The sequence below is a fragment of the Microvirga antarctica genome (assembly GCF_017921815.1).
GTDB lineage: Bacteria > Pseudomonadota > Alphaproteobacteria > Rhizobiales > Beijerinckiaceae > Microvirga > Microvirga antarctica.
Map to the genome: position 1 here is coordinate 627,557 of NZ_JAGEMM010000001.1, position 23,897 is coordinate 651,453.

34 protein-coding genes and 1 pseudogene are annotated in these 23,897 nt (G+C 62.8%); 2 read left to right on the plus strand and 33 right to left on the minus strand.

Annotation, left to right across the window (positions count from 1 at the left end; all coding sequences use genetic code 11):
• Positions 1 to 55 precede the first annotated feature (55 nt).
• The 4 genes from J4G32_RS03065 to J4G32_RS03080 form a co-directional block, all read right to left on the minus strand.
• The gene (locus J4G32_RS03065) at positions 56 to 1,363 is read right to left on the minus strand and encodes a replication-associated recombination protein A (protein WP_210484344.1); all 1,308 of its coding nucleotides are present in this window, start codon (positions 1,361 to 1,363) and stop codon (positions 56 to 58) included.
• Positions 1,356 to 1,799, minus strand: a complete 444-nt coding sequence (locus tag J4G32_RS03070) for a GNAT family N-acetyltransferase (protein ID WP_210484346.1) — start codon at positions 1,797 to 1,799, stop codon at positions 1,356 to 1,358. Before J4G32_RS03070 ends, J4G32_RS03065 begins: the two co-directional genes overlap by 8 nt.
• A complete protein-coding gene (locus J4G32_RS03075; protein ID WP_210484355.1) occupies positions 1,796 to 3,208 on the minus strand; it encodes a Do family serine endopeptidase in 1,413 nt (470 codons plus the stop codon). Before J4G32_RS03075 ends, J4G32_RS03070 begins: the two co-directional genes overlap by 4 nt.
• A 289-nt stretch (positions 3,209 to 3,497) precedes the next feature.
• A complete protein-coding gene (locus J4G32_RS03080) occupies positions 3,498 to 4,832 on the minus strand; it encodes a DUF2254 domain-containing protein (protein WP_210484357.1) in 1,335 nt (444 codons plus the stop codon).
• A 389-nt stretch (positions 4,833 to 5,221) separates the two neighbouring features.
• On the opposite strand from J4G32_RS03080, the gene J4G32_RS03085 reads away from it, so the two are divergent.
• Positions 5,222 to 5,749 (plus strand): cupin domain-containing protein, encoded by a 528-nt coding sequence (locus J4G32_RS03085; RefSeq protein ID WP_210484359.1) that lies wholly within the window; start codon positions 5,222 to 5,224, stop codon positions 5,747 to 5,749.
• Between the two features lie 490 nt (positions 5,750 to 6,239).
• Here J4G32_RS03085 and rplQ read toward each other — a convergent pair whose 3' ends face one another.
• The 4 genes from rplQ to rpsM form a co-directional block, all read right to left on the minus strand.
• Positions 6,240 to 6,662, minus strand: coding sequence for a 50S ribosomal protein L17 (gene rplQ, locus J4G32_RS03090; RefSeq protein WP_210484361.1), 423 nt, complete (start codon positions 6,660 to 6,662; stop codon positions 6,240 to 6,242).
• Between the two features lie 114 nt (positions 6,663 to 6,776).
• On the minus strand, positions 6,777 to 7,799 hold the full coding sequence (locus tag J4G32_RS03095; RefSeq protein WP_210484363.1) for a DNA-directed RNA polymerase subunit alpha: 1,023 nt from the start codon (positions 7,797 to 7,799) through the stop codon (positions 6,777 to 6,779).
• Positions 7,800 to 7,886: 87 nt separating this feature from the next.
• Entirely contained in the window at positions 7,887 to 8,276 is a 390-nt protein-coding gene (gene rpsK / locus J4G32_RS03100; protein ID WP_047186967.1) for a 30S ribosomal protein S11, read from the minus strand.
• A gap of 183 nt (positions 8,277 to 8,459) precedes the next feature.
• Complete coding sequence (gene rpsM, locus J4G32_RS03105) at positions 8,460 to 8,828, minus strand: 30S ribosomal protein S13 (RefSeq protein WP_210484372.1); 369 nt, start codon at positions 8,826 to 8,828, stop codon at positions 8,460 to 8,462.
• A gap of 868 nt (positions 8,829 to 9,696) precedes the next feature.
• On the opposite strand from rpsM, the gene J4G32_RS03110 reads away from it, so the two are divergent.
• Positions 9,697 to 10,035 (plus strand): DUF6968 family protein, encoded by a 339-nt coding sequence (locus J4G32_RS03110; protein ID WP_210484374.1) that lies wholly within the window; start codon positions 9,697 to 9,699, stop codon positions 10,033 to 10,035.
• Between the two features lie 296 nt (positions 10,036 to 10,331).
• On the opposite strand, the pseudogene J4G32_RS03115 reads toward J4G32_RS03110, so the two are convergent.
• The 25 genes and pseudogenes from J4G32_RS03115 to tuf form a co-directional block, all read right to left on the minus strand.
• Positions 10,332 to 10,523 (minus strand): annotated as a pseudogene (locus tag J4G32_RS03115) (adenylate kinase); the annotation flags it as partial.
• Between the two features lie 154 nt (positions 10,524 to 10,677).
• Positions 10,678 to 11,259, minus strand: a complete 582-nt coding sequence (locus J4G32_RS03120) for an adenylate kinase (RefSeq protein ID WP_210484376.1) — start codon at positions 11,257 to 11,259, stop codon at positions 10,678 to 10,680.
• Between the two features lie 152 nt (positions 11,260 to 11,411).
• On the minus strand, positions 11,412 to 12,749 hold the full coding sequence (secY, locus tag J4G32_RS03125; protein ID WP_210484378.1) for a preprotein translocase subunit SecY: 1,338 nt from the start codon (positions 12,747 to 12,749) through the stop codon (positions 11,412 to 11,414).
• Positions 12,750 to 12,854: 105 nt separating this feature from the next.
• Positions 12,855 to 13,328 (minus strand): 50S ribosomal protein L15, encoded by a 474-nt coding sequence (gene rplO, locus J4G32_RS03130; protein ID WP_210484380.1) that lies wholly within the window; start codon positions 13,326 to 13,328, stop codon positions 12,855 to 12,857.
• 10 nt (positions 13,329 to 13,338) lie between these two features.
• On the minus strand, positions 13,339 to 13,563 hold the full coding sequence (gene rpmD / locus J4G32_RS03135; RefSeq protein ID WP_210484382.1) for a 50S ribosomal protein L30: 225 nt from the start codon (positions 13,561 to 13,563) through the stop codon (positions 13,339 to 13,341).
• A 12-nt stretch (positions 13,564 to 13,575) separates the two neighbouring features.
• Positions 13,576 to 14,142 (minus strand): 30S ribosomal protein S5, encoded by a 567-nt coding sequence (gene rpsE / locus J4G32_RS03140; protein ID WP_210484384.1) that lies wholly within the window; start codon positions 14,140 to 14,142, stop codon positions 13,576 to 13,578.
• Positions 14,143 to 14,308: 166 nt separating this feature from the next.
• Positions 14,309 to 14,671, minus strand: coding sequence for a 50S ribosomal protein L18 (rplR, locus tag J4G32_RS03145; RefSeq protein ID WP_210484386.1), 363 nt, complete (start codon positions 14,669 to 14,671; stop codon positions 14,309 to 14,311).
• A 12-nt stretch (positions 14,672 to 14,683) separates the two neighbouring features.
• Positions 14,684 to 15,217 (minus strand): 50S ribosomal protein L6, encoded by a 534-nt coding sequence (gene rplF, locus J4G32_RS03150; protein ID WP_210484388.1) that lies wholly within the window; start codon positions 15,215 to 15,217, stop codon positions 14,684 to 14,686.
• Positions 15,218 to 15,292: 75 nt separating this feature from the next.
• Positions 15,293 to 15,688 carry a 30S ribosomal protein S8 gene (rpsH, locus tag J4G32_RS03155; RefSeq protein WP_150948344.1) on the minus strand — a complete coding sequence of 132 codons (396 nt, stop codon included), beginning with the start codon at positions 15,686 to 15,688 and terminating at the stop codon, positions 15,293 to 15,295.
• A gap of 12 nt (positions 15,689 to 15,700) precedes the next feature.
• Positions 15,701 to 16,006 carry a 30S ribosomal protein S14 gene (gene rpsN, locus J4G32_RS03160; RefSeq protein WP_210484389.1) on the minus strand — a complete coding sequence of 102 codons (306 nt, stop codon included), beginning with the start codon at positions 16,004 to 16,006 and terminating at the stop codon, positions 15,701 to 15,703.
• A 39-nt stretch (positions 16,007 to 16,045) separates the two neighbouring features.
• On the minus strand, positions 16,046 to 16,612 hold the full coding sequence (gene rplE, locus J4G32_RS03165; RefSeq protein ID WP_210484397.1) for a 50S ribosomal protein L5: 567 nt from the start codon (positions 16,610 to 16,612) through the stop codon (positions 16,046 to 16,048).
• Entirely contained in the window at positions 16,605 to 16,922 is a 318-nt protein-coding gene (gene rplX, locus J4G32_RS03170) for a 50S ribosomal protein L24 (RefSeq protein ID WP_210484406.1), read from the minus strand. The genes rplE and rplX overlap by 8 nt, the downstream gene beginning before the upstream one ends.
• Positions 16,922 to 17,290, minus strand: a complete 369-nt coding sequence (rplN, locus tag J4G32_RS03175; protein WP_009764309.1) for a 50S ribosomal protein L14 — start codon at positions 17,288 to 17,290, stop codon at positions 16,922 to 16,924. Before rplN ends, rplX begins: the two co-directional genes overlap by 1 nt.
• A gap of 162 nt (positions 17,291 to 17,452) precedes the next feature.
• Positions 17,453 to 17,692 carry a 30S ribosomal protein S17 gene (gene rpsQ / locus J4G32_RS03180; RefSeq protein WP_210484408.1) on the minus strand — a complete coding sequence of 80 codons (240 nt, stop codon included), beginning with the start codon at positions 17,690 to 17,692 and terminating at the stop codon, positions 17,453 to 17,455.
• Positions 17,693 to 17,703: 11 nt separating this feature from the next.
• On the minus strand, positions 17,704 to 17,916 hold the full coding sequence (gene rpmC / locus J4G32_RS03185) for a 50S ribosomal protein L29 (RefSeq protein ID WP_210484410.1): 213 nt from the start codon (positions 17,914 to 17,916) through the stop codon (positions 17,704 to 17,706).
• 10 nt (positions 17,917 to 17,926) lie between these two features.
• Positions 17,927 to 18,340 carry a 50S ribosomal protein L16 gene (gene rplP / locus J4G32_RS03190; RefSeq protein ID WP_210484412.1) on the minus strand — a complete coding sequence of 138 codons (414 nt, stop codon included), beginning with the start codon at positions 18,338 to 18,340 and terminating at the stop codon, positions 17,927 to 17,929.
• A 28-nt stretch (positions 18,341 to 18,368) separates the two neighbouring features.
• Positions 18,369 to 19,073: a 30S ribosomal protein S3 gene (gene rpsC, locus J4G32_RS03195; RefSeq protein WP_210484420.1), complete on the minus strand. Its 705-nt coding sequence runs from the start codon at positions 19,071 to 19,073 to the stop codon at positions 18,369 to 18,371.
• A gap of 11 nt (positions 19,074 to 19,084) precedes the next feature.
• Positions 19,085 to 19,471, minus strand: a complete 387-nt coding sequence (rplV, locus tag J4G32_RS03200; RefSeq protein ID WP_210484421.1) for a 50S ribosomal protein L22 — start codon at positions 19,469 to 19,471, stop codon at positions 19,085 to 19,087.
• Complete coding sequence (gene rpsS / locus J4G32_RS03205; RefSeq protein ID WP_150948377.1) at positions 19,471 to 19,749, minus strand: 30S ribosomal protein S19; 279 nt, start codon at positions 19,747 to 19,749, stop codon at positions 19,471 to 19,473. The genes rplV and rpsS overlap by 1 nt, the downstream gene beginning before the upstream one ends.
• Before the next feature lie 15 nt (positions 19,750 to 19,764).
• Positions 19,765 to 20,601, minus strand: coding sequence for a 50S ribosomal protein L2 (gene rplB / locus J4G32_RS03210; protein WP_210484422.1), 837 nt, complete (start codon positions 20,599 to 20,601; stop codon positions 19,765 to 19,767).
• 20 nt (positions 20,602 to 20,621) lie between these two features.
• The gene (locus J4G32_RS03215) at positions 20,622 to 20,918 is read right to left on the minus strand and encodes a 50S ribosomal protein L23 (RefSeq protein WP_210484423.1); all 297 of its coding nucleotides are present in this window, start codon (positions 20,916 to 20,918) and stop codon (positions 20,622 to 20,624) included.
• The gene (gene rplD / locus J4G32_RS03220) at positions 20,915 to 21,535 is read right to left on the minus strand and encodes a 50S ribosomal protein L4 (RefSeq protein WP_210484424.1); all 621 of its coding nucleotides are present in this window, start codon (positions 21,533 to 21,535) and stop codon (positions 20,915 to 20,917) included. Before rplD ends, J4G32_RS03215 begins: the two co-directional genes overlap by 4 nt.
• A complete protein-coding gene (gene rplC, locus J4G32_RS03225; protein ID WP_210484425.1) occupies positions 21,535 to 22,266 on the minus strand; it encodes a 50S ribosomal protein L3 in 732 nt (243 codons plus the stop codon). The genes rplD and rplC overlap by 1 nt, the downstream gene beginning before the upstream one ends.
• A 47-nt stretch (positions 22,267 to 22,313) precedes the next feature.
• Complete coding sequence (gene rpsJ / locus J4G32_RS03230) at positions 22,314 to 22,619, minus strand: 30S ribosomal protein S10 (protein ID WP_150948393.1); 306 nt, start codon at positions 22,617 to 22,619, stop codon at positions 22,314 to 22,316.
• 63 nt (positions 22,620 to 22,682) lie between these two features.
• Positions 22,683 to 23,873, minus strand: a complete 1,191-nt coding sequence (tuf, locus tag J4G32_RS03235; RefSeq protein WP_210484426.1) for an elongation factor Tu — start codon at positions 23,871 to 23,873, stop codon at positions 22,683 to 22,685.
• Positions 23,874 to 23,897 lie beyond the last annotated feature (24 nt).

A 23,897-nucleotide genomic window follows, 5' to 3' on the forward strand; every position in this document is an offset into this window, starting at 1 on the left:
GATCGATCTTCCTGTTCACCCGACATGCGTCGGCGAAGATCAATACATTATAACGTTATTTGTTCCGATCGCCACGCAGCTTCTGCCACCAATCCAGCCGCTTGCGGATGTCCCGCTCGAAGCCGCGATCAACGGGCTGGTAGAAGGTCTGTGCGGGCAGCTTGTCCGGCCAGTAATCCTGCCCCGAAAAGGCGTCCGGCTCGTCGTGATCGTAGCGGTAGCTGTCGCCATAGCCGATCTGCTTCATCAGCTTGGTGGGCGCGTTCAGGATCGTCTTGGGCGGCATCAGCGAGCCATGCTCCTTGGCCACCCGGGTCGCTGCCTTGTAGGCATTGTAGACCGCGTTCGACTTGGGCGCGGTCGCCAGATAGACCGCCGCCTGCGCGAGCGCCAGTTCGCCCTCGGGCGACCCGAGGAAATCGAACGCGTCCTTGGCCGCATTGGCGACGACCAGCGCCTGCGGGTCGGCCAATCCGATATCCTCGATGGCGGCTCGCACCAGGCGGCGGGCGATGAACAACCGGTCCTCGCCGGCATCGAGCATGCGCGCGAGATAATAGAGCGCCGCGTTGGGGTCCGACCCGCGGATCGTCTTATGGAGCGCCGAGATGAGGTTGTAGTGCCCCTCCTGGCCCTTGTCGTAGATCGGCGCGCGGCGCTGGATGATCTCCTGCAGCTGCTCGGCATCGAAGATCTCGCCGGGCTTGGCGGACCGCCAGACCTCTTCGGCCAGCGTCAGTACGGCACGCCCGTCGCCATCCGCCATGCGCACGAGCGAGGCCCGGGCCGTCTCGTCGAGGGGGAGAGCCCGGCCGGTAACCGCCTCGGCCCGCAGCAGGATGTCGAGGATCGCGGCCTCGTCGAGGGAGCGGAAGACCAGCACCCGCGCCCGCGACAGCAACGCCGCGTTCAACTCGAATGAGGGGTTCTCGGTCGTCGCCCCCACCAGCGTGATCGTGCCGTCTTCCATCACCGGCAGGAAGGCGTCGAGCTGGGCCCGGTTAAAGCGATGGATCTCGTCGACGAAGAGCAGCGTGCCCTGCCCGGTCGAGCGCAATCCGCGCGCGGCCTCGAACACCTTCTTGAGATCGGCCACACCGGAGAAAATGGCCGAGATCTGGACGAAATGCAGGTCCGTCTCATTCGCCATGAGCCGGGCGACCGTGGTCTTGCCGGTGCCGGGAGGCCCCCAGAAAATCAGCGAGCCGAGGGATTTCGAGCCGATTAAACGGGTCAGGATGCCGTCGGGGCCGACGAGATGCTCCTGGCCCACCACCTCCGGCAGGGTGGTCGGACGCAGGCGGTCGGCCAGCGGCCGCGGCGCGCTCTGGTCCATCCCGGCCGAGGCGAACAGGTCACTCACGGGCGGCCGGGCGGCTGTAGATATCGGGATCGTCGCGCGTCATGAAGCGCTCGGGAAATGGCAGCGGCGTGAAGCCATATTGCGCATAGAGCGAATGGGCGTCGCGGGTCGCCAGCATCCAACGGCGCAGGCCCTGCACGTCCGGATGGGCCATCACGAACGCAATCAGGTGCTTGCCCGCCCCCCTGCCCCGCACCGAGGGGCTCACGAAGACATCGGCCAGATAGGCAAAGGTCGCCCGGTCGGTGACGACCCGGGCGAAGCCTGCCATGACACCCTCCCCGTCCCGGAGGGCGAAGCACAGGGAATGGGCGAGCGAGCGATCGAACGTCGCCCGCGGAATGCCCTTGGCCCAGTAACTGTCCTGCGCGATCCAACCGTAGACCATGTCGATCTCGGCAGGATCGAGCGTTGTGGAAACGCTCCATTCGGTCATCGGCCGAGCACGGTCGAAAACACGCGACCGCCCCTGTTGATGGTCATTTCCCAATAGGTGCCTCCCCGCGCCACGAGCCGTTCGGCGTCCTTCGTGGAGGTGAGCCGGTCGCCGTTGATGGCCACGATCTGATCGCCCTTCTGGAAGCCGACGCTGGCCGCAACGCCGCGCTCGTCCACATCCGACACGATCACGCCATCCTCCGCAACATCGACCTGGAACTCTTCCGCCACTGCCGGCGACAGGTTGACGAGGGTCGCGCCGGCAAGCGGCGAGCGGGCGCGGATGACGACCGGATCGCGTGCCGGCCGCTCCGGCGGCGGCAACAGGCTCACGCGCAATTCCAGCCGCTTGCCGTCCCGCAGCAGGGTGAGCGGGGTCTGCCCCTGGGTGCCCTTGAGGGTGAAGCGATAGCCGAACGCATCCGGATTATCGACCGCCTGCCCGTCCACGGCGAGAATCGCGTCACCGCGTTTAAGTCCCGCCTCGGCCGCCGGCCCCTTGTCGTAGACCGACGTCACCATGACGCCTGTCGGACGTGACAGGCCGAGGCTCGTGGCGATCTCGCCGTCGACCGATTGCAGGCGCGCCCCGAGCCATGGCCGCACGACCTTGGGCGAGCCGCCCTTGGCCGAATTCAGCACCACGCGGGCCATGCTGGACGGGATGGCGAAGCCCAGCCCCACATTGCCGCCCGACTTCGAAAAGATCGCCGTGTTGATGCCGACAAGCCTGCCATTCATGTCGATGAGGCCGCCGCCGGAATTGCCCGGATTGATCGCCGCATCGGTCTGGATGAAAAACTGGTAATCCGACACGCCGACCTGCGTGCGCGCCAGCGCGGACACGATCCCCTGCGTCACCGTCTGACCCACCCCGAATGGGTTGCCGACCGCCAGCACCAGATCGCCCACCTGCAGGGCCTCGGAATCGCCGAGCTGCAGCACCTGGAGGTCGCTCGCATTCTTCATCCGCAGCACGGCGAGATCGGTGCGCGGATCGCGCAGGACGATCTCGGCCTCGAATTCCCGGCGATCCGCCAGCGCCACCTTCACCTCGGTCATGTTCTCGATGACGTGGTTGTTGGTGATGACGAGACCGGACGCATCGACGATGACGCCCGACCCCAGCGAACTCTGCGAGCGCCCGGGCGGGACGCTTGGCCCACCCTCCCCGAAGAACCGCCTGAAGAAATCTTCCATGCCGGCATTCTGCCGCCGCTCCGAGCGGGTCGCATACACGTTCACAACCGCGCCCGCCGTCTCGCGGACGATCGGCGCGAAGGATAATTGCACCTGCGCCTTGCTCTCCGGCACCGCACGGCTCTGATCCTGCGCGTGGGACGCCAGCGGACCGAACCCGACGAGACATGCGCCCACGAGGGCGAAGCGGCGAAAAGCGTTGCGCATGAGATGCGAATCCAATCGGAAGGTCATGAGAATGGCATAAGAGGTGGGGGGGCAAACGGCAAATTCCAGCCCGGTGGCGAGGGGTGAGGCAAAGATGCCTTATACCTTCAGGAGTTCTTGTTATGTTCCGGAAGCATGACCTTTTGTGGGACCAGGGATCGGTCTGTGGTCACACATGCCGTCCCCACTCGGCACGGATGAACGGCACCCGCTGCGACATCAGACCGGCGATGGAAGCCACGTCATTGGACACGATCGCGCTTCGCAACCAGGCTTCCGCCCTCCGGGCCTACCCTTGGATATTCTCAGATGCAACGCGCTTCCTCGCCTGACAGATACGAGCCACGATGTCCGCACGGTCGCAGCGAGCCACAGGCGCTCTCTCTGCAGTTTCAGCGAGCTTGTCGAGTTGGACCACAACAGCGTGCTGCGCGGCTTCTGTTCGGAGGATAGGAGAGAGATCGCCCAAGACGTCGGCTATCCGGATCAGCACAGCTGGGGTGGAGCTCCCCGCTTGCCGGATGGCGTCGAAGGCGGCATCGACCAGTCCAGCAAAGTCAGAGAGCTTTGCGATCACACGAACCTCGCCCGCCGCGTCTCGGAGGCGGGTGCGCGGCAGCGGACGTCCGAGAATATCCTCGAGCGCGGCTCCGAGCTGGTTGACGACGGCGATCGCGGTGTAGGGGTCATTGATCCCTGGGGACAAGGCACGCAGGGCGATCTCGACAAGTTGTCGCAATCCATATTCCAGGTCCTGGGCGGGACTACGCTCAGGACCGATGACAAAAGCCCGACGGACTTCGTCGATTTCATCATCGTTTAGTGTGTTGTTTCCAAAGACGAGAACATGCTCGCCATTGTGCAAAAGGAAATGTCCCGCTCTGACGTTCACTTGCAGGGCCGTTTTTGCTGTTTTTGCCACGGCGACAAGCCGATCATAGTCGACCACCTGTATGTAGCCGACATGATTCAGCGCTATGGTCGCGACGCAGGCGCCCTCTGGCCCGCCTTCTGAAGCGTCGCCATCATTCTCCTCCAAGTCGCCATCGCTCTCCTTCAACATGCTGCCCAAGTTGCGCCGCAGATCGCCAGCGATCCGTTCGACGACGTTGTCGGCGATGATTGAACGGGCAATCTTGTGGACGTAGAACAGCAGCGCAAAGAGACAAACGATCGTGAGTGCACTGCCAATTGTCACTGCGATGTGCGGGACACCCTCCGCCCCGAGGGTCTCGTCCAGACTGCGCAAGATGACGAGGACATAAAGGATGGTCCCGAGGAACAAACCCAGGACCGTCTGAATCTGCCGGTCGGCCATGAACGTCGTGATGAGGCGCGGCCCGAGCTGATTTGCCGATAGGGTGAGGATGACGAACGTCATCGAGACGATGAGCGATGTCATCGTCATCAAGCCGGATAGCAGGCTGGAGAGCAACCCACGAGCGGACTGGGCATCGCCACCGTAGAGCCACCACAGGCCACTGCCCGTTGTCCCTCTTTCAAAGAGAAACGCACCCGAGGTAAGGATCCAATAGGCGAGGACGAGGGAGAAGCCGCTGATGGCCAGTGGAATGATCCAAAGCTGTCCACGAAGGCGGGCAAGGATATTGCGAAATCGGCCCATTAATGATCGACCCGATGGAGACTTGGAAGAACCCCGGCCACCCTCTCCATCATGCCGGCAGACCCGTGCGTGGTGCCTTTTGCGGTGCCTGAGTACGGATCAATCCAGAATTCTCTTCTCTTGCAAGGCTGACCACAGACTGCGCGGCGGCGTCGACACGCCCTGGACATAAGATCTGCTGCGATCGTGCGAGGAGTTGAGGCCGCCGTCGTTTGGATGTCAACTCGCCCCCCTCTACATGACGTTCGACTTGATCGAAAGCGATCACCCCGACATCCCCAATGGATTTAAGCTTCATCGGCAATGACCAGCGAGCCCAGACACAAGAGACAAGGCACCTCTATCCGTGGATCGATGTCCAACCCGCCTTTGAGGAGAGAGCAGCCGCGATGACACAGGTGAACCGACCCTCCTGTATTGCCCACTGGTCCGCCATCGAGCGCCCGGACGACGCGCGCTATGAGGGGGACGACGAATTGCTGAGTATTCGCGCGCCGTTTGCGCGGCATTTCGGCCTGACGGCGCTGGGGATCAACCACGAACGGCTGCCTCCCGGCCGGCGCACCTCCTTTCCGCACGCGGAGAGCGCCGAGGAAGAGTTCGTCTACGTGATCGCGGGCACCCCGGACGTCTGGCTCGACGGCGAATTGCATCGCCTTCAACCCGGAGACGGGATCGGCTTTCCGGCCGGGACCGGTCTCTCGCACAGCTTTCTCAACAACACCGAGACGGAGGTGCAGTTGCTTGTGGTGGGCGAGCCCGCCAAACCCGAGAACCGGGTGGTCTATCCGCGCAATCCCGATCGACAGGCGCTGCGCACGGACTGGTGGGACGATGCCCCTGTCCGGCGATTGGGCGACCACGATGGTCTGACCGATCAGGTCCGCGCCAGGAAGGCGACAAAGGGCAAACCTTGAGCGCATGGCGACCAAGAAAGGCCGCCGCCCGTTCGCTCCACCCCGTCGAGCGGCACATCGTTCGCCTGTTCCGTAGCGAGACTGGATCGAAACGCCGACGGCCATCGGGGAAGCGTGACCGTCGCGCCTGATCGCCGTCCCGATGCGGTTCGAGCAAGACGGTTGTCGGGTTCTCGGCAGGCGCCGCCCTTGACCTGCACCAACGGTGCGGGGCCGGCGATCTGACGCCAATCAAACGTCCGCTCCCGAAACGTCAGCGGATTGCGAAGCCTGCACAAGGCGGATGTTTCGTTCCCCAGAGGAAACGCCGTCGAACAGCAACACCGGACGGATCCGTCGCTTGACGGCTATCAGACGCCTACTCTTGACCTGTCGGCGGTTCCCGAAGACTGCGAGACCATCCTGCTCTCATCTCTGGGGACGCCGTCGGGCCAGGCCAATAAAAAGGGCGACCCGAAGGCCGCCCTTGAAATCACGCGATTGCGAAGGATTACTCCGCAGCGTCAGCAACCTCGTCGCGCTGGCTCGGGCCGGAATCGAGGCCGCGGGCATTGACGTCCCGGTCGACGAATTCGATGACGGCCATCGGCGCGTTGTCGCCGTAGCGGAAGCCTGCCTTCAGAACGCGGCAATAGCCGCCCTGGCGCGACTGGTAGCGGGGGCCGATGACGGCGAACAGCTTGCGGACCATGTCCTCGTCACGCAGCTGCGCCATCGCCTGGCGGCGGGCATGCAGGTCGCCGCGCTTGCCGAGGGTGATGAGCTTCTCCACGACCGGACGCAGGTCCTTGGCCTTGGGCAGGGTGGTGATGATCTGCTCGTGCTTGATCAAAGCTGCCGCCATGTTGGCGAACATTGCAAGACGGTGTTCGGACGTGCGGTTGAACCGACGACCACGAAATCCATGACGCATGGCTATCTCCTGATTTTACGGTCGCCGGGCCAAGGTACGACCGTTCGTTTCCTGATGGATAAAGTCCGTGCCGAAAGGCGGCGGAGGGCTTGGAACCCTTCGCCGCCACGCGGCCTAGTAGTGTTCTTCGAAGCGCTTGGCGAGATCTTCGATGTTCTCGGGCGGCCAGCCCGGCACATCCATGCCGAGGTGGAGACCCATGGAGGCGAGAACTTCCTTGATCTCGTTGAGCGACTTGCGGCCGAAATTCGGAGTCCGCAGCATCTCGGCTTCCGACTTCTGGATGAGGTCGCCGATATAGACGATGTTGTCGTTCTTCAGGCAGTTTGCCGAACGGACCGACAGCTCGAGCTCGTCGACCTTCTTGAGAAGCGCAGGGTTGAACGGCAGCTGCGGCGCAGCGGTCGCGGTCTCTTCCTTGCGGGGCTCTTCGAAGTTGACGAAAACCTGGAGCTGATCCTGGAGGATACGGGCCGCATAGGCGACCGCGTCTTCCGGGGTGATCGAGCCGTTGGTCTCGACCGTCATGATGAGCTTGTCGTAATCGAGAATCTGGCCCTCGCGGGTGTTCTCGATCCGGTACGAGACCTTCTTGACGGGGCTGTAGAGCGAATCGACCGGGATGAGGCCGATCGGCGCGTCTTCCGAGCGGTTGCGCTCGGCCGGCACGTAGCCCTTGCCCATGTCGACAGTGAATTCCATGCGGATTTCAGCGCCCTCGTCCAGCGTGCAGAGCACGAGTTCGGGGTTCAGGATCTGCACGTCGCCGACGGTGTTGATGTCGCCCGCCGTGACGAGGCCGGGGCCCGTCTTGCGAAGGGTCATGCGCTTGGCGCCCTCGCCCTGCATGCGGATCGCAACCGTCTTTACGTTGAGCACGATGTCCGTCACGTCCTCGCGGACGCCCGGGATCGACGAGAACTCATGCAGCACGCCGTCGATGTGGATCGACGTAACCGCCGCGCCCTGGAGGGACGACAGCAGCACGCGGCGCAGGGAGTTACCGAGCGTCGTGCCGAAACCACGCTCGAGGGGCTCGGCCACGACCGTCGCAACGCGCTTCGGATCGTCGCCAGGCGCGACCTCAAGTTTGTTCGGCTTAATCAGTTCTTGCCAGTTCTTCTGGATCACAACCACACCTCTTCAAGGTACGGCTTGCGGGGCGACCCGGGGGCCGCCCGTTAAACCGGAAAGCGCGCGGGCAATCCCACGCGCCGGATGATCTTAGACGCGGCGACGCTTGCGCGGGCGGCAGCCATTATGCGGGATCGGCGTCACGTCACGGATCGACGTGACGGTGAAGCCCGCCGACTGAAGCGCGCGCAAAGCGGATTCACGACCCGAACCGGGGCCAGAGACCTCGACTTCCAGGGTGCGCATGCCATGCTCGGATGCCTTACGGGCAGCGTCTTCGGCGGCAACCTGTGCGGCATAAGGGGTCGACTTGCGCGAACCCTTGAAGCCCATGGCGCCGGCGGACGACCACGAGATCGTGTTGCCCTGCGCGTCCGTGATGGTGATCATCGTATTGTTGAACGAGGCGTTCACGTGAGCGACGCCCGACACGATGTTCTTGCGTTCGCGGCGGCGAACGCGGGTAGCTTCTTTGGCCATTCTTCCTGTCCTTCAAACGCGCCCGTCATGCCAGGCGCTCGGGATTGATGTTTCGTCAGGCACGGCCGGCGGAGGCTCATGGCCCCTGCCGGGCAATTCGGAAATCGGCGGCGCAAATGCGACCGCCCGGGATCGCCGGCAAGAACCGGCGACGCCCGTGCAAGCGGGAAAACCCGCCCGGTCTTACTTCTTCTTGCCGGCGATCGGCTTGGACTTGCCCTTGCGGGTGCGCGCATTGGTGTGCGTGCGCTGTCCGCGAACCGGCAGGCTGCGCCGATGGCGCAGGCCACGATAGGCACCCAGATCCATCAGACGCTTGATGTTCATGGAGACGTCGCGACGCAGGTCGCCTTCCACCATGTAATCGCGGTCGATGGTCTCGCGGATCGCCAGGATCTCGGCGTCGGTCAGCTGGTTCACGCGACGCTCGGCCGGAATGTTGACCTTCGTCACGATCTCCTGCGCCTTCTTCGCGCCGATGCCGTGAATGTACTGGAGCGCGATGACAACGCGCTTGTTGGTCGGAATGTTGACGCCTGCAATACGGGCCATCGTGATCTCCATGTGGTCGGGGCAAAAGCCCCGGAGGAAGTGAAATCGCGCGTCCGGTGGAGGCCGGCCCCTGCGCGGGCTTTACGAACACAACAATCCGGAGCGGCCCCTCACGAGGCACTCCGGTTCGCGTCTTTCGATACGAGAACGGGTTCCATAGTGCAGCAAAGGCGGCGCGTCAAGGGATTTTGGACGTCCACGGCCGGAGGGTAGAAGGGGCCGAACCGCTGAGGCGCCGTCCATCGTCGGAGGGAAGCATAGGGGCTGAAAAGGTCGGCTTCAACAGCGCGGCCTTTCCGCGTGATCCGATCGTAACTCTCACACCCTCGAAACGCACGTTCCGTTTTCGTTCTTGACAATATGCCTATTGTGGATGATGTTGCATTTCTTGGTTCGAGAGGAGCTTGGCATGCCTAATGTTCAAATCGCCACCACCAGACGCTTGCCCTTCCAGGACCTTCCCGTCCTCCGTCATAGGCCCTCCCGTCCTCTATCAAACACCTTCCCGTGCTCAGTCAAACGTCTGTGGGCAGGCCATCGGTCACGGAACCTCAGGTCCTCCACGCACGCCGATGAGCCCAAGCTCACCTTCGCCTCACCGCAAAGCGTCGGGCGTATTGATGCGGGTCCACTTTGGCGCGCCACGGAGGCTGATGGTGGTGGCCGCGAGCCAAAAGGGCCTGACATCACCAAGCTCAGTGACGCGCGTAAGAGACGGGCAATGCACCTTCAATGAGACTTTGAGGGGGCCCGTACTGTCATCCAGGGGTGGTTTCACGCGTGACGGCGAAGCGGCCCGATGCGGTCAGCGAAGGGCAACCGAAGTGACCGTCGACCACCCCCCGGCACCGAACGATTGAGCGTCAGAATGCTGATCGCCACAAGGGAGCTCGAATTCGTCACGGACACGGGAGCCGTCGTCGCCGTCCCTGTGTGTGTCTTCGCCCCGGTGAAGACGGATCAGGACTGGGGCTGCCGTTACACGATCGGTTGGCCCAACGGCATCGACGCGCGAACCATCTACGGCATTGATTCCGCTCAGGCCCTTGTGCTCGCGACCCAGGGCATCGGCAGCAGCCTGTACGCCAGCGACTACCATAAGACCGGGAGGCTCAGATGGGTCGACCCCCATCAGGGATACGGCTTTCCGGTGACCAAAATCATTCGCGACATGCTCATCGGGTATGACAAGGAATCTGACGGATAGCTGAGTTTGTCGATACCGGACCGGGAGAAGGCGCGGCTGCTTTTCCAGTGAGAGGTGAGCGCGCTTTTAATGGCTCGCCTGCCTTCTGCAGCTTTGCCTGCCCTCTCGTCTTAGAATGTCCCGGACGGCCGCCGTCCTGGTCAATCGGCGACAAGCTGTCGGCGGCCTGCAACGAACCCTGCCGCCGAAGGGGGAATGCGACGGAGAGGTCGTTCTGCTGACAGAGATCAACACGGCCTGCACCCGCGCGAGGAAGCGCCTGCGTTGCACACCTCCCCCGCGGAAAAGCCCCTGCCCTAGCGTCCCAGGATGTCCTTGATGGCCGCCGTCACCTCATCGATCGGGCGCATGCCGTCGACAGTCTTGAGCGAGCCCTTGCTGGCGTAATAGGCCGAGAGCGGCGCGGTCTGCGTGCGGAAGGCCTCGAGGCGGGCCTTGAAGACGTCCGGGTTATCGTCCTTGCGGACGGGCTCGCCCCGGGCCTCGGTCGGCGACAATCCGTCGGCGGCCTGCAACGAACGCCTGCCGCCGAATAAGGAATGCGACGGAGAGGTCGTTCTGCTGACAGAGATCAACACACCTTGCGTCCGCGCGAGGAAGCACGCCTGCGTTGCGCACCTCCCCCGCGGAAAAGACCCTGCCCTATCGCCCCAGAATATCCTTGATGGCTGCCGTCACCTCGTCGATCGGGCGCATGCCGTCGACGGTCTTGAGTGAGCCCTTGCTGGCGTAATAGGCCGAGAGCGGCGCGGTCTGCGTGCGGAAGGCCTCGAGGCGGGTCTTGAAGACGTCCGGGTTATCGTCCTTGCGGACGGGCTCGCCCCGGGCCTCGGTCTCGGCGGCGCGCCGGACGATGCGGTCGACCAGTTCCTGCTCGTTCACCTTGAATTCGATGACCGCATCGAGCTTCAGGCCCTTGGACGCCAGCGTCTTGTCGAAGGCGTCGGCTTGGGCAACCGTGCGGGGAAAGCCGTCGAGGATGAATCCGTTGCGGGCATCCGGCTCGCCAATCCGCTCCGCGATGATGCCGATGACCACGTCGTCGGAGACGAGATCGCCCCGATCCATGATCTCCTTCGCCTTGACGCCGACCGGCGTCCCGGCTGCAACCGCTGCGCGGAGCATATCGCCGGTCGAGAGCTGGGGGATCCCCAGTCGCTCGACAAGGCGTACAGCCTGGGTGCCTTTACCGGCCCCCGGCGGCCCGAGCAGAATCATTCTCATCGACGTCCCCCTGACTTCGTCGAGCCTGCGGCCCAGCGGCCGCAGGTCGTCTCGTGGAGCCCGGGCTCAGCGCTCAATCAGCTGCCCCCGGCCCCAAATTGTTGTGCCGCCCGTCATGGCGCAGACCGGATCCCGGACCTGCCGCCTCATGGTCAGCGGCGCCGCGCGCCCTTGAGCTTGGCCTTCTTGACGAGGCCCTCGTACTGATGCGCCATGAGATGCCCGTGCACCTGGGCCACCGTGTCCATGGTCACGGACACGACGATCAGGAGCGACGTGCCGCCGAAGTAGAAGGGCAGCGCCGCGTAGGACACCAGGATCTCTGGAATCAGACAGATGATCACCAAGTATGCTGCACCGATCACGGTAATGCGAGTCAACACCTGATCGATATAGTCCGCCGTCCGCTCACCGGGCCGAATGCCCGGGATGAAGCCGCCCTGCTTCTTGAGGTTATCGGCGGTCTCGGTCGGGTTGAACACGATGGCCGTGTAGAAGAACGCAAAAAACACGATCAGCGCTGCGTAAAGCAGCATGTAGAGCGGCCGCCCGTGACCCAGATAGGTCGTCATCATGGCAATCCAGCCCGTCCCGTCGGACGAGGCCTGGAAGCTGGCGATGGTGGCCGGCAGCAACAGGAGCGAGGACGCGAAGATCGGCGGGATGACGCCTGCGGTGTTCAGCTTGAGCGGCAGGAACGAGGTCTGCCCCTCATAGAGCTTGTTGCCGACCTGGCGCTTCGGATAATTGATCAGCAGCCGGCGCTGGGCCCGCTCCATGAACACCACGAAGTAGATGATCGCCGCGATCATCACGATCACGCCGATGATCAGACCGGTCGAGATCGCGCCCTGGCGGCCGAGTTCGAGCGTGCCGGCGATGGCGGTCGGCAGGTTCGCCACGATGCCCGCGAAGATGATGAGCGAGGTGCCGTTGCCGATGCCCCGCGACGTGATCTGCTCGCCCAGCCACATCAGGAACAGGGTGCCGCCGGTCAGCGTGATCACCGAGGAAATCAGGAAGAAAGGCCCGGGCGACAGGACGATGGTGCCCGAACTCTGGAGGCCGACCGCAATGCCCCAGGACTGGAAGACGGCCAGCACAACGGTAAGGTAGCGGGTGTATTGGTTGAGGATCTTGCGGCCGGATTCACCCTCCTTCTTGAGGGCCTCCAGCGACGGCAGGACGGAGGTCAGCAGCTGGACGATGATCGAGGCCGAGATATACGGCATGATGTTGAGGGCGAAAATCGCCATGCGCTCGACCGCGCCGCCGGAAAACATGTTGAAGAGGCCGAGCACGCCGCCGCTTGCGCCCTGAAAGCTCTGGCGAAGGGCCTCGGGATCGATGCCGGGAAGCGGGATATAAGTGCCGAGACGGTAGACGATGAGCGCACCGAGGGTGAACCAGATCCGCTTCTTCAGCTCCTCCGCTTTGGCGATCGAACCGAAGTTGATGTTGGCGGCAAGTTGTTCGGCTGCTGAAGCCATGGTGTCGTCCCCGAAGTTCTGGATACGTGATGACCATCACGAAAACGGCGGCCGCGCAATCAGACGCGGGCCGCCGCTTGGATCTTGATCAATGTGGGAGCAGGCTCACGCCTCTGCAACGGTGCCCAAAAGGGAAACCGAGCCACCCGCCTTCTCGATCGCTTCGACGGCCGATTTGGACGCTCCGAAGACCTCGAACGCGAGCTTGGTCGTCAAAGCACCGACACCGAGGATCTTCACGCCGTCGCGCGGCTTGGACACCACGCCGGCCGCCACCAGGGTCTCGACGGTGACGGTTGCGCCCTTGTCGAGCTTACCGGCTTCGATCGCCTGCTGGATGCGCCCGACATTGACCTCGTTGAGATCACGGGTGTTGATGTTGTTGAAGCCGCGCTTGGGCAGGCGACGATGCAACGGCATCTGGCCGCCCTCGAAGCCCTTGATGGCGACGCCGGAGCGCGAGGTCTGACCCTTGACGCCGCGGCCGCCGGTCTTGCCCTTGCCCGAACCGATGCCACGTCCGACCCGCATGCGGTTCTTGGTGGCGCCTTCGTTGTCACGAATTTCATTGAGTTTCATGACAATCTCCTCACTGCGCCGCGTTCTTGTCGTCGGAGACGACACGAACGAGATGCTTGACCTTGGCGATCATGCCACGCACCGAAGGGGTGTCGGCAAGCGTCGAGGTCCGGTGGAGCTTGTTGAGCTTGAGGCCGACCAGCGTCTCGCGCTGGGAACCCTCGCGGCGGATCGGAGACCCGATCTGCTCAACGGTGAGTGTGGTTGCTGCTGCTGTGGCAGGCTTCTTCGCCATGATGAGCCTCCCTTACGCTTCTGAGCCGACGACGTCGGAATCGGATGCATCGCGGCGGCGACCCTGGAGCGTCGAGACCTTGAGGCCACGGCGCGCCGCGACCGAACGCGGGCTGTCCTCGTTCTTGAGCGCGTCGAAGGTGGCGCGAACCAGGTTGTAGGGGTTCGACGAGCCGAGCGACTTGGCGACGACGTCCTGCATGCCGAGCGTCTCGAAGACGGCGCGCATCGGGCCGCCGGCGATGATGCCGGTACCCTGAGGAGCCGACCGCAGGATGACCTTGCCGGCGCCGTGGCGGCCTTGCACGTCATGATGCAGGGTGCGGCCCTCACGGAGCGCAACGCGGATCAGGCCGCGCTTTGCGGCTTCCGTTGCCTTGCGGATCGCTTCAGGCACTTCGCGGGCCTTGCCGTGGCCGAAGCCGACGCGGCCCTTCTGGTCGCCGACGACGACCAATGCGGCGAAGCCGAAGCGGCGTCCGCCCTTCACGACCTTCGCCACGCGGTTGATGTGCACCAACCGGTCGACGAATTCGCTGTCGCGATCGTCGCGATCGCGTTCTCTTGGTTCTCTAGCCATAAGACCTCTCACTTGCGCAGGCGGCGGGCCTGCTCGCTAAGGGTGATTGTAAAAATCGATCCGCCGTGTCGTGCGCGTCCGGATTGCTCACAACCCGTCCAATGCAAACGCCTCAACCCCGATGCAACGCCCCACGAATGGAACGCCGCGCCCGGGATCGAACGCTTTAGAAATCCAGACCGCCTTCGCGGGCTGCGTCGGCCAGCGCCTTGACGCGACCGTGGAAGAGGTAGCCCGACCGGTCGAAGATGACCTTGGTCACGCCAGCCTTCGTCGCGCGCTCGGCCACCAGCTTGCCGATTTCCTTGGCCGCCTCGACGGTGGCGCCGGTCTTCAGCGAGCTGCGCAAGTCCTTCTCGACGCTCGAAGCGGACGCCAGGGTCACGCCGCGAACGTCGTCAATGATCTGCGCATAGATCTGCTTGGAAGAACGGAAGACCGACAGGCGCGGGCGACCGTTAGCAGCTTTCTTGATCGCCCGGCGCACACGAGCCTTGCGGCGATCTTCAGCGCCTTGTTTCTCAGCCATGATGCGTCGTCCTTACTTCTTCTTGCCTTCCTTGCGGAAGATGAATTCGCCAGCATACTTGACGCCCTTGCCCTTATAGGGTTCGGGGCCGCGATAATCGCGGATCTCAGCAGCTGCCTGACCCACTTTCTGCTTGTCGGTGCCCGTCACGATCACTTCGGTTGGCTTGGGCGTGACGATAGTCACACCAGCCGGGATCTCGTAATCGATATCGTGGCTGTAGCCGAGCGACAGCTTGAGAATCTTGCCGGCAACGGCGGCCTTGTAGCCGACGCCGTTGATCTCCAGGCGCTTCTCGAAGCCCTTGGAGACGCCTTCCGCAAGGTTGGCAAGCTGCGCGCGGGACATGCCCCACTTGGCGCGCGCGGTCTTGGAATCGTCGCGCGGGTTGACCGCGACGGCGCCATTCTCAAGCGCGACCGTAACTTCATCCGGCACCAGGAACGACAGCTCGCCCTTTGTGCCCTTCATCTTGACGTTCTGACCCTCGACGGTCGCCGTCACACCTGACGGAACCGGGACGGGCTTTTTGCCTACTCGAGACATTTTCGAATCTCCGTGGTTCTGTGCCGATGCTTCAATCGTCCAAAAACGTGCCTGCTGGAAAACCAGACGGGCGTCTTAGAAGACCTGGCAGAGCACTTCGCCGCCCACGTTCTTCTCGCGAGCCTCATGATCGGCCATGACACCCTGCGGCGTCGACAGGATGGTAATGCCCAGACCGTCAGCCACGCGGGGCATGGCGTCGACGGAGGCGTAAACACGCCGGCCGGGCTTGGACACGCGCTGGATCGAACGGATCACAGGCTGGCCGTCGTAGTACTTCAGCTCGATCGAAAACTCGGTGCGGCCATTGCCGAACTCGGTCTGCGAGTAATCGCGGATATATCCCTCGGTCTTGAGAACCTCGAGGACACGGGCGCGAAGCTTCGAGCCGGGGGTGGAAACAGTCCCGCGACGACGCATCTGCGCGTTACGGATACGGGTGAGCATATCGCCCAACGGATCGTTGATCATTGGTGCTCTCCCTTACCAGCTTGACTTCACAAGACCTGGAATCAGGCCCTTGGAACCGAGCTCGCGAAGAGCGATGCGGGACATGCCGAGCTTGCGGTAGAACGCGCGCGGCCGGCCGGTCACTTCGCAACGGTTGCGAATGCGGCTCGGGCTGGAATTGCGCGGCAATTCCGCTAGCTTGAGGCGCGCGTCGAAGCGCTCCTCCATGGAGCTCGCCTCGTCGTTCGCGATCGCCAGAAGGCGCTCGCGGCGACCTGCGAATTTCTTCACGAGCACGCGACGGTGCTTGTTCTTCTCGATAGCGCTTTTTTTAGCCATTTGTATTTCTCCAGTGTCCGCGTCTGAGAACGGATGTTCTCACTGCCGGAACGGGAAGTTGAAGTGGCGCAGGAGTGCGCGGGCCTCGTCGTCGGTCTTGGCCGAGGTCGCGATGACCACGTCCATACCCCAGACTTGCTCAGCCTTGTCGTAATTGATCTCAGGGAACACCAGGTGCTCCTTGATGCCGAGCGCGTAGTTGCCGCGGCCGTCGAACGACTTCGGGTTCAGGCCCCTGAAATCGCGGACGCGGGGAAGCGCGATCGTCACGAGACGATCCATGAACTCGAACATGCGAGTCTTGCGGAGCGTCACCTTGGCGCCGATCGGCATGTTCTCGCGGACCTTGAACTGCGAGATCGCCTTACGGGCCTTAGTGATCACCGGCTTCTGGCCGGCGATCAGCGCGAGATCCGCAGCGGCCACGGTGGCCTTCTTCGAATCCGCGGTCGACTCGCCCACGCCCATGTTGAGAACGATCTTGGTGATCGTCGGCACTTCCATGGGGTTCTTGTAGCCGAATTCTTCGATCAGCGCCGGGCGCACTACATCTTCGTAGTGCTGCTTCATGCGCGGTGTGTAACCGTCCACCTGGGCCTTAGCCATCGATCAGGTCTCCCGAACGCTTGGCGAAACGAACCTTGCGGCCGTCCTCCAGAACTTTGAAACCAACCCGGGTCGGCTTGCCGTCCTTCGGGTCCGCACATGCCAGGTTCGACAGGTGCAGGGGCGCCTCTTTCGAGATGATGCCGCTCTCCTGCGCGCCCGTCTGGCGCTGGTGGCGCTTGACGAGGTTGATGCCGCGGACGAGCGCACGCTCTTCCTTGGGCATCACCTGGACGACTTCACCGGTCTTACCCTTGTCGCGACCAGCGAGAATGACGACCTTATCGCCCTTCTTGATCTTCGCGGCCATTAGAGCACCTCCGGCGCAAGCGAGATGATTTTCATGTGGTTCTTGGCGCGCAGTTCACGGGGAACGGGGCCGAAGATACGCGTGCCGACCGGCTCCTTCTGATTGTTGATCAGAACGGCGGCGTTCCGGTCGAACCGAATCACCGAACCGTCGGCGCGACGGATATCCTTGGCGGTGCGAACGACGACCGCCTTCATGACGTCGCCCTTCTTCACGCGACCGCGCGGGATGGCTTCTTTAACGGAGACGACGATAATATCGCCGACAGAAGCGTATTTACGCTTCGAACCGCCGAGAACCTTGATGCACATCACGCGACGCGCGCCGGAATTGTCGGCGACGTCCAGATTCGTCTGCATCTGGATCATGGCTTTGATCCTTTCCTTTGTTTCAGACAGGTTTCCGGGCCAAGGCACGATTGCCTTCCCGGACTACGCCTGATGGGGATCTGCAGTCCCCTGCCCTTCTTGTCGAGAAAGGCGGCCGTATACACGAGCCGCCCCCGTTAGACAAGTCCCAGCCCAAAAGCCTTACGCTTTGGCCTGTTCCAAGAGCACCCAGGTCTTGAGCTTGGAGAGCGGCTTCGATTCCTCGATGGAAACCTGGTCGCCCACCTTCGCAACGTTATTCTCATCGTGAGCGTGGTAGTTCTTCGTCCGACGCACGGTCTTCTTCATGACCGGATGCGTGAAACGACGTTCCACCTTCACGACGACCGTCTTGTCCTGCTTGTCGCTGACAACGACGCCCTGCAAAACGCGCTTTGGCATCTTGTTCCCCTTTAAGCCTTCGCCGCAGCGGTTTTTTGGCGCTGCTGCGTCTTGACGCGTGCGATGTCCCTGCGGACTTCGGTGACTCGCCCGGTGTTTTCGAGCTGGCCGGTCGCGCGCTGGAAGCGGAGGTTGAACTGCTCCTTCTTCAGGTTCAGCAGCTCGTCACTCAGCTGGTCCGTCGACATCGCCTTGATGTCGGAGGTTCTCTGTTTTGTCTTCATGATTCCCTCCTCACTCTGCAATGCGTTGGATGAAGCGCACCTTGATCGGGAGCTTGGCCGCACCCAGACGCAGCGCCTCACGGGCAACGTCCTCAGGCACGCCGTCGATCTCGAACATGATACGGCCGGGCTTGACGCGAGCGGCCCAGAATTCGGGAGCGCCCTTGCCTTTACCCATTCGGACTTCAGTCGGCTTCGACGAAACCGGCACGTCCGGGAAGATGCGGATCCACACGCGGCCCGCGCGCTTCATGGCGCGGGTGATCGCGCGGCGAGCCGCTTCGATCTGACGAGCGTTGACACGCTCGGGTTCCATCGCTTTCAGCCCGAACTGGCCAAAATTGAGGTCCGTCCCACCTTTCGCGGTACCGGAAATCCGGCCCTTGAACTGCTTACGGAACTTGGTTTTCTTCGGTTGCAGCATGGCAAACCTCTCCTGACCCCTCTAGGGCTTACGCCGCCTGCTCGCGGCGACCACCCGAGCGGCCTCCCTCTTCATTCATGCGCCTGTCCTGCGCCATCGGGTCGTGCTCAAGGATTTCGCCCTTGAAGATCCAAACCTTGATGCCGCAGGTGCCATAGGTCGTGAAAGCCGTCGCCGTGCCGTAATCGACATCCGCCCGCAGGGTATGCAGCGGAACGCGACCTTCGCGATACCATTCCTGACGGGCGATTTCGGCACCGCCGAGACGACCCGCGCAATTGATCCGGATGCCCTCTGCTCCAAGACGCATCGCCGACTGAACGGCGCGCTTCATGGCGCGGCGGAACGCAACGCGGCGCTCGAGCTGCTGGGCAATCGAATCGGCCACCAGGGTTGCATCGACTTCCGGCTTGCGGACTTCGACGATGTTGATGGCCACATCGGCATTCGTCATTTTGTTGACGAGCTTGCGCAGCTTCTCGATGTCGGCGCCCTTCTTGCCGATCACCACGCCCGGACGACCCGAGTGAATGGTGACGCGGCACTTCCGGTGCGGACGCTCGATGACAATCTTCGAAACGGCGGCCTGCTTCAGCTGCTTCATCAGCGCTTCGCGGATCGCCATGTCCTCATGCAGCAACTTGGCATATTCGCCCTTGCCGGCGAACCAGCGCGAGTCCCAGGTCCGGTTGATGCCGAGCCGAAGACCGATCGGGTTAACTTTCTGACCCATCTGGTTCTCCTTTACGCCTGCTGTTGCGCGGCGACTTCACGAACCACGATCGTCAGGTTCGCGAATGGCTTCAAGATACGGGCGCCCCGGCCGCGGGCCCGAGCATGAAAGCGCTTCATGACGAGCGCCTTGCCGACGAAAGCCTGGCTGACGACGAGATCGTCCACATCGAGGTTGTGGTTGTTCTCGGCATTGGCGATGGCGCTCTCGAGGCACTTCTTGACTTCACGCGCGATACGCTTGCGCGAAAACTCGAGATCGGCCAGCGCCGTGCCAACCTTCTTGCCGCGGATGAGCTGGGCAACGAGGTTGAGCTTCTGCGGGCTGACACGCAGCATGCGAGCGACGGCTTTCGCCTCCGAGTCGCTGAGCGCGCGGGGAGTAGAGGTCTTACCCATTACTTCCTCCTCGCCTTCTTGTCCGCGGCATGGCCATGGAAGGTCCGGGTCGGCGAGAATTCGCCGAACTTGTGACCGACCATTTCCTCGCTCACGTAAACGGGAATGTGCTTCTGACCGTTGTAGACCCCAAAGGTGAGGCCCACAAACTGCGGAAGGATCGTGGAGCGACGGCTCCAGATCTTGATGACCTCGCTGCGGCCCGCACCACGGGCAGCCTCGGCCTTCTTGAGGAGGTAGCCGTCAACAAACGGGCCCTTCCAAAGCGAACGTGCCATGACGTGCCTCTGTCCTTATTTCTTCCGCGCGTGGCGGCTCGACACGATGAAACGGTCGGTCCGCTTGTTCGAACGGGTTTTCTTGCCCTTGGTCGGAATGCCCCACGGCGTCACCGGATGGCGACCGCCCGAAGTGCGACCCTCACCACCACCGTGCGGGTGATCGATCGGGTTCATGGTCACGCCGCGGTTATGCGGACGCCTGCCGAGCCAACGATTGCGGCCGGCCTTGCCCAACGACGTATTCATGTGGTCGGGGTTGGACACTGCGCCGACGGTGGCGAAGCAGTTTCCGTGCACAAGACGCTGCTCGCCGGAATTCAGGCGAACCGTGACATAGCCCTGGTCGCGACCGACGATCTGAGCGTAGGTGCCGGCCGAACGGGCAATGGCGCCGCCGCGGCCGATCTTCAGCTCGACGTTGTGGATGATCGTGCCCACCGGCATGTTGCCGATCGGCATCGCGTTGCCCGGCTTGATGTCGACCTGCTCGCCTGCCGACACCTGATCGCCGACAGCAAGACGCTGCGGGGCCAGGATGTAGGCGAGCTCGCCATCGGCGTAGCGGATCAGCGCGATGAACGCGGTGCGGTTGGGATCGTACTCGATCCGGTCCACGACCGCCGCATCGCCCATGCGTCCGCGACGCTTGAAGTCGACATTGCGCAGGGTCCGCTTGTGACCGCCGCCGCGAAAGCGGACGGTGACACGACCCAGATTGTTACGGCCGCCGGAGGAGCTCTTGCCCTCCGTCAGCGATTTGACCGGCTTGCCCTTGTAGAGCTCGCTGCGATCGACAATCACCAGCTGGCGCAGGCCGGGGGTGATTGGTTTGAAAGTCTTCAAAGCCATGGGATCACTCTCTCAACCGCTCAGAGGCCCGTCGTGACGTCGATGGTTTGGCCCTCTTCGAGGGTCACAACCGCCTTCTTCACATCCGACCGCCGACCGCGCATCCCGCGGAACATCTTCACTTTGCCCTTGGTGACGAGCGTATTGACGCTCTTCACCTTGACGTCGAACAATTTCTCGACCGCTTCTTTAATCTGCGGCTTCGTGGCCGTCGGGCTCACCTTGAACACAACCTTGTTCTGATCGGACAAGGTCGTGGCCTTCTCGGTGATGACCGGGCTCACGATCACATCGTAGTGGCGCGGGTCCAGGCTCATTTGAAGCGCGCCTCCAGCGCATCGACAGCCGCCTTCGTGAGAACGAGTTTCTCGCGGCGGAGGATGTCATAGACGTTGATGCCCTGCACCGGCAGGACGTCGATGTTCGGGATGTTGCGAGCAGCCCGCTGGAAGTTCGCCTCGATCTCGACACCGCCGATGATCAATGCACTTCCCAATCCCATCTTGCCGAAGCGCTCGATGAGCCCCTTGGTCTTCGGGTCCTTCAGCTGCACATCATCGACGATGATGAGCGACGCATCCTTGACCTTGGACGATAGCGCATGGCGCAACGCCAGAGCGCGGACCTTCTTGGGCAGATCATGCGCATGGGAGCGAACGACCGGACCGAAGGCGCGACCGCCACCCCGGAACTGGGGAGCGCTTGCGGCGCCGTGGCGGGCGTTGCCGGTGCCCTTCTGCTTGTAGAGCTTCTTGGTCGTGCGGTTGATGTCCGAACGGCCCTTGGTGGCATGCGTGCCGGCCTGGCGCTTGGCGAGCTGCCAGCGAACGCAGCGGGCCAGCAGGTCCGAGCGCGGATCGAGACCGAAAATGGCCTCGTTCAGGTCAACCGAACCGGCGCTGCCGCCTTCGAGCGTGGTGATATCAAGCTTCATCACGCGTTCTCCTCTTGAGCCTGCGGGGCCGTCTCGGCCGGCGCAGCGCCGTTCGCACCCGTCCGGAACGAACCGGGCATCGGCACGTCGGTCGGAAGCTTCCGCTTCACCGCGTCACGGATGTAGATCCATCCGCCGGCGACGCCGGGAACGGCGCCCTCGACCAGGATCAGACCGCGCTCGACGTCGGTCGACACCACGCGCAGGTTCTGCGTCGTGACGCGCTCGGCACCGAGGTGACCAGGCATCTTCTTGTTCTTGAAGGTCTTGCCGGGATCCTGACGACCACCGGTCGAACCGATCGAACGGTGCGACACGGACACGCCGTGGGTAGCCCGAAGACCGCCGAAGTTCCAGCGCTTCATACCGCCGGCGAAGCCCTTACCCGTCGTGGTGCCCGTGACGTCCACGAACTGCCCGGCGACGAAGTGATCGGCGGTGATTTCGGCGCCCACCGGGATGACTGCATCCTCGGAGACGCGGAATTCCGCGATCTTGCGCTTCGGCTCGACGTTGGCGACGGCGAACCGTCCACGCTCTGCCTTCGAAACGTTCTTGACCTTGGCCTTGCCGACGCCGACCTGCAGCGCCGTGTAGCCATTCTTGTCCATCGTCCGATGGGCAACCACCTGACAGTGATCGACCTTCAGAACCGTAACCGGGACGTGCTCACCCGCATCCGTAAAGATACGAGTCATCCCCAACTTCTGTGCAATGACGCCTGAGCGCATGTGCGTATCCTCTCGGCGTGTCCTACCGAAAGCTCCAAGCCAAAGGCTTAGAGCTTGATCTCCACGTCCACGCCCGCGGCGAGGTCGAGCTTCATCAGCGCGTCCACCGTCTGGGGTGTGGGGTCCACGATATCGAGAACACGCTTGTGAGTGCGCATCTCGAACTGCTCACGCGACTTCTTGTCGATGTGCGGCGAGCGAAGAACCGTAAAGCGTTCGATACGCGTCGGCAGCGGAATAGGCCCGCGCACCTGAGCGCCGGTCCGCTTGGCAGTCGACACGATTTCGCGTGTCGATGCGTCGAGGATCCGGTGGTCGAACGCCTTAAGGCGAATGCGAATATTCTGGTTCATGGCTTGACCTATTCAAAAAGGAGTCGACCGACCGAAACCGGCCGACTTCTTCGATCCACTAACTTAATCCATGACCTGCGCGACGACGCCTGCACCGACGGTGCGGCCGCCTTCGCGGATGGCGAAGCGCAGCTTCTCTTCCATCGCGATCGGAACGATCAGCTGAACGTCCATCGAGATGTTGTCGCCCGGCATCACCATCTCGGTGCCTTCAGGCAACGTCACCACGCCCGTCACGTCCGTCGTGCGGAAGTAGAACTGAGGACGGTAGTTCGTGAAGAACGGCGTATGACGGCCGCCTTCTTCCTTCGTCAGGATGTAGGCCTCGGCCTTGAACTTCGTGTGCGGCTTGATCGAACCCGGCTTGCACAGGACCTGACCGCGCTCCACGTCCTCGCGCTTCGTGCCGCGCAGAAGAACGCCCACGTTGTCGCCGGCCTGCCCCTGGTCCAGAAGCTTGCGGAACATCTCGACGCCGGTCACCGTCGTCTTGACCGTGTCCTTCAGGCCAACGATCTCGACTTCCTCGCCGACCTTCACGATGCCGCGCTCCACGCGACCCGTCACCACCGTGCCGCGACCCGAAATCGAGAACACGTCCTCGATCGGCATCAGGAACGGAAGGTCGATCGGACGCTCCGGCTGCGGGATATACGCATCCACCTCAGCCATCAGCTTCAGGATCGCTTCGCGGCCCAGCTCCGGCGAACGGTCTTCCAGCGCGCAAAGAGCAGAGCCCTTCACGATCGGGATGTCGTCCCCGGGGAAATCGTACTTCGACAGAAGCTCGCGAACCTCAAGCTCCACAAGCTCGAGAAGCTCGGCGTCGTCGACCATGTCGACCTTGTTCATGAACACCACAAGCGCCGGAACGCCGACCTGGCGCGCCAGAAGGATGTGCTCGCGCGTCTGCGGCATCGGGCCGTCAGCCGACGACACCACCAGAATCGCGCCGTCCATCTGCGCCGCACCCGTGATCATGTTCTTCACGTAGTCCGCGTGACCGGGGCAATCCACGTGCGCGTAGTGACGGTTGGCCGTCTCATACTCGACGTGAGCCGTCGAGATCGTGATCCCGCGTGCCTTCTCTTCCGGTGCCTTGTCGATCTGGTCGTACGCCGTAAACGTCGCCCCGCCCGACTCCGCCAGAATCTTCGTGATCGCTGCCGTCAAAGACGTCTTGCCATGGTCAACGTGGCCAATCGTCCCGATATTGCAGTGCGGCTTGTTCCGCTGAAACTTTTCCTTGCCCATCGTGGCACCCGTTCCTTATTCCAA

Coding starts and splice junctions, on each gene's coding strand:
- rplN (WP_009764309.1), bottom strand. CDS start 17,290: ATGATCCAGATGCAGACGAATCTGGACGTCGCCGACAATTCCGGCGCG.
- J4G32_RS03110 (WP_210484374.1), top strand. CDS start 9,697: ATGCTGATCGCCACAAGGGAGCTCGAATTCGTCACGGACACGGGAGCC.
- rpsS (WP_150948377.1), bottom strand. CDS start 19,749: ATGGCACGTTCGCTTTGGAAGGGCCCGTTTGTTGACGGCTACCTCCTC.
- rpmD (WP_210484382.1), bottom strand. CDS start 13,563: ATGGCGAAGAAGCCTGCCACAGCAGCAGCAACCACACTCACCGTTGAG.
- rplO (WP_210484380.1), bottom strand. CDS start 13,328: ATGAAACTCAATGAAATTCGTGACAACGAAGGCGCCACCAAGAACCGC.
- rpsQ (WP_210484408.1), bottom strand. CDS start 17,692: ATGCCAAAGCGCGTTTTGCAGGGCGTCGTTGTCAGCGACAAGCAGGAC.
- rplC (WP_210484425.1), bottom strand. CDS start 22,266: ATGCGCTCAGGCGTCATTGCACAGAAGTTGGGGATGACTCGTATCTTT.
- tuf (WP_210484426.1), bottom strand. CDS start 23,873: ATGGGCAAGGAAAAGTTTCAGCGGAACAAGCCGCACTGCAATATCGGG.
- rplF (WP_210484388.1), bottom strand. CDS start 15,217: ATGTCTCGAGTAGGCAAAAAGCCCGTCCCGGTTCCGTCAGGTGTGACG.
- rplR (WP_210484386.1), bottom strand. CDS start 14,671: ATGGCTGAGAAACAAGGCGCTGAAGATCGCCGCAAGGCTCGTGTGCGC.
- rpsE (WP_210484384.1), bottom strand. CDS start 14,142: ATGGCTAGAGAACCAAGAGAACGCGATCGCGACGATCGCGACAGCGAA.
- rplP (WP_210484412.1), bottom strand. CDS start 18,340: ATGCTGCAACCGAAGAAAACCAAGTTCCGTAAGCAGTTCAAGGGCCGG.
- rpmC (WP_210484410.1), bottom strand. CDS start 17,916: ATGAAGACAAAACAGAGAACCTCCGACATCAAGGCGATGTCGACGGAC.
- rplV (WP_210484421.1), bottom strand. CDS start 19,471: ATGGGTAAGACCTCTACTCCCCGCGCGCTCAGCGACTCGGAGGCGAAA.
- rplE (WP_210484397.1), bottom strand. CDS start 16,612: ATGGCTAAGGCCCAGGTGGACGGTTACACACCGCGCATGAAGCAGCAC.
- rplQ (WP_210484361.1), bottom strand. CDS start 6,662: ATGCGTCATGGATTTCGTGGTCGTCGGTTCAACCGCACGTCCGAACAC.
- J4G32_RS03120 (WP_210484376.1), bottom strand. CDS start 11,259: ATGAGAATGATTCTGCTCGGGCCGCCGGGGGCCGGTAAAGGCACCCAG.
- J4G32_RS03080 (WP_210484357.1), bottom strand. CDS start 4,832: ATGGGCCGATTTCGCAATATCCTTGCCCGCCTTCGTGGACAGCTTTGG.
- rpsH (WP_150948344.1), bottom strand. CDS start 15,688: ATGATCAACGATCCGTTGGGCGATATGCTCACCCGTATCCGTAACGCG.
- rplB (WP_210484422.1), bottom strand. CDS start 20,601: ATGGCTTTGAAGACTTTCAAACCAATCACCCCCGGCCTGCGCCAGCTG.
- rpsK (WP_047186967.1), bottom strand. CDS start 8,276: ATGGCCAAAGAAGCTACCCGCGTTCGCCGCCGCGAACGCAAGAACATC.
- rplX (WP_210484406.1), bottom strand. CDS start 16,922: ATGGCCGCGAAGATCAAGAAGGGCGATAAGGTCGTCATTCTCGCTGGT.
- rpsN (WP_210484389.1), bottom strand. CDS start 16,006: ATGGCTAAAAAAAGCGCTATCGAGAAGAACAAGCACCGTCGCGTGCTC.
- J4G32_RS03215 (WP_210484423.1), bottom strand. CDS start 20,918: ATGAGCCTGGACCCGCGCCACTACGATGTGATCGTGAGCCCGGTCATC.
- rpsM (WP_210484372.1), bottom strand. CDS start 8,828: ATGGCCCGTATTGCAGGCGTCAACATTCCGACCAACAAGCGCGTTGTC.
- J4G32_RS03085 (WP_210484359.1), top strand. CDS start 5,222: ATGACACAGGTGAACCGACCCTCCTGTATTGCCCACTGGTCCGCCATC.
- rplD (WP_210484424.1), bottom strand. CDS start 21,535: ATGAAGCTTGATATCACCACGCTCGAAGGCGGCAGCGCCGGTTCGGTT.
- J4G32_RS03070 (WP_210484346.1), bottom strand. CDS start 1,799: ATGACCGAATGGAGCGTTTCCACAACGCTCGATCCTGCCGAGATCGAC.
- J4G32_RS03075 (WP_210484355.1), bottom strand. CDS start 3,208: ATGCGCAACGCTTTTCGCCGCTTCGCCCTCGTGGGCGCATGTCTCGTC.
- rpsC (WP_210484420.1), bottom strand. CDS start 19,073: ATGGGTCAGAAAGTTAACCCGATCGGTCTTCGGCTCGGCATCAACCGG.
- rpsJ (WP_150948393.1), bottom strand. CDS start 22,619: ATGAACCAGAATATTCGCATTCGCCTTAAGGCGTTCGACCACCGGATC.
- secY (WP_210484378.1), bottom strand. CDS start 12,749: ATGGCTTCAGCAGCCGAACAACTTGCCGCCAACATCAACTTCGGTTCG.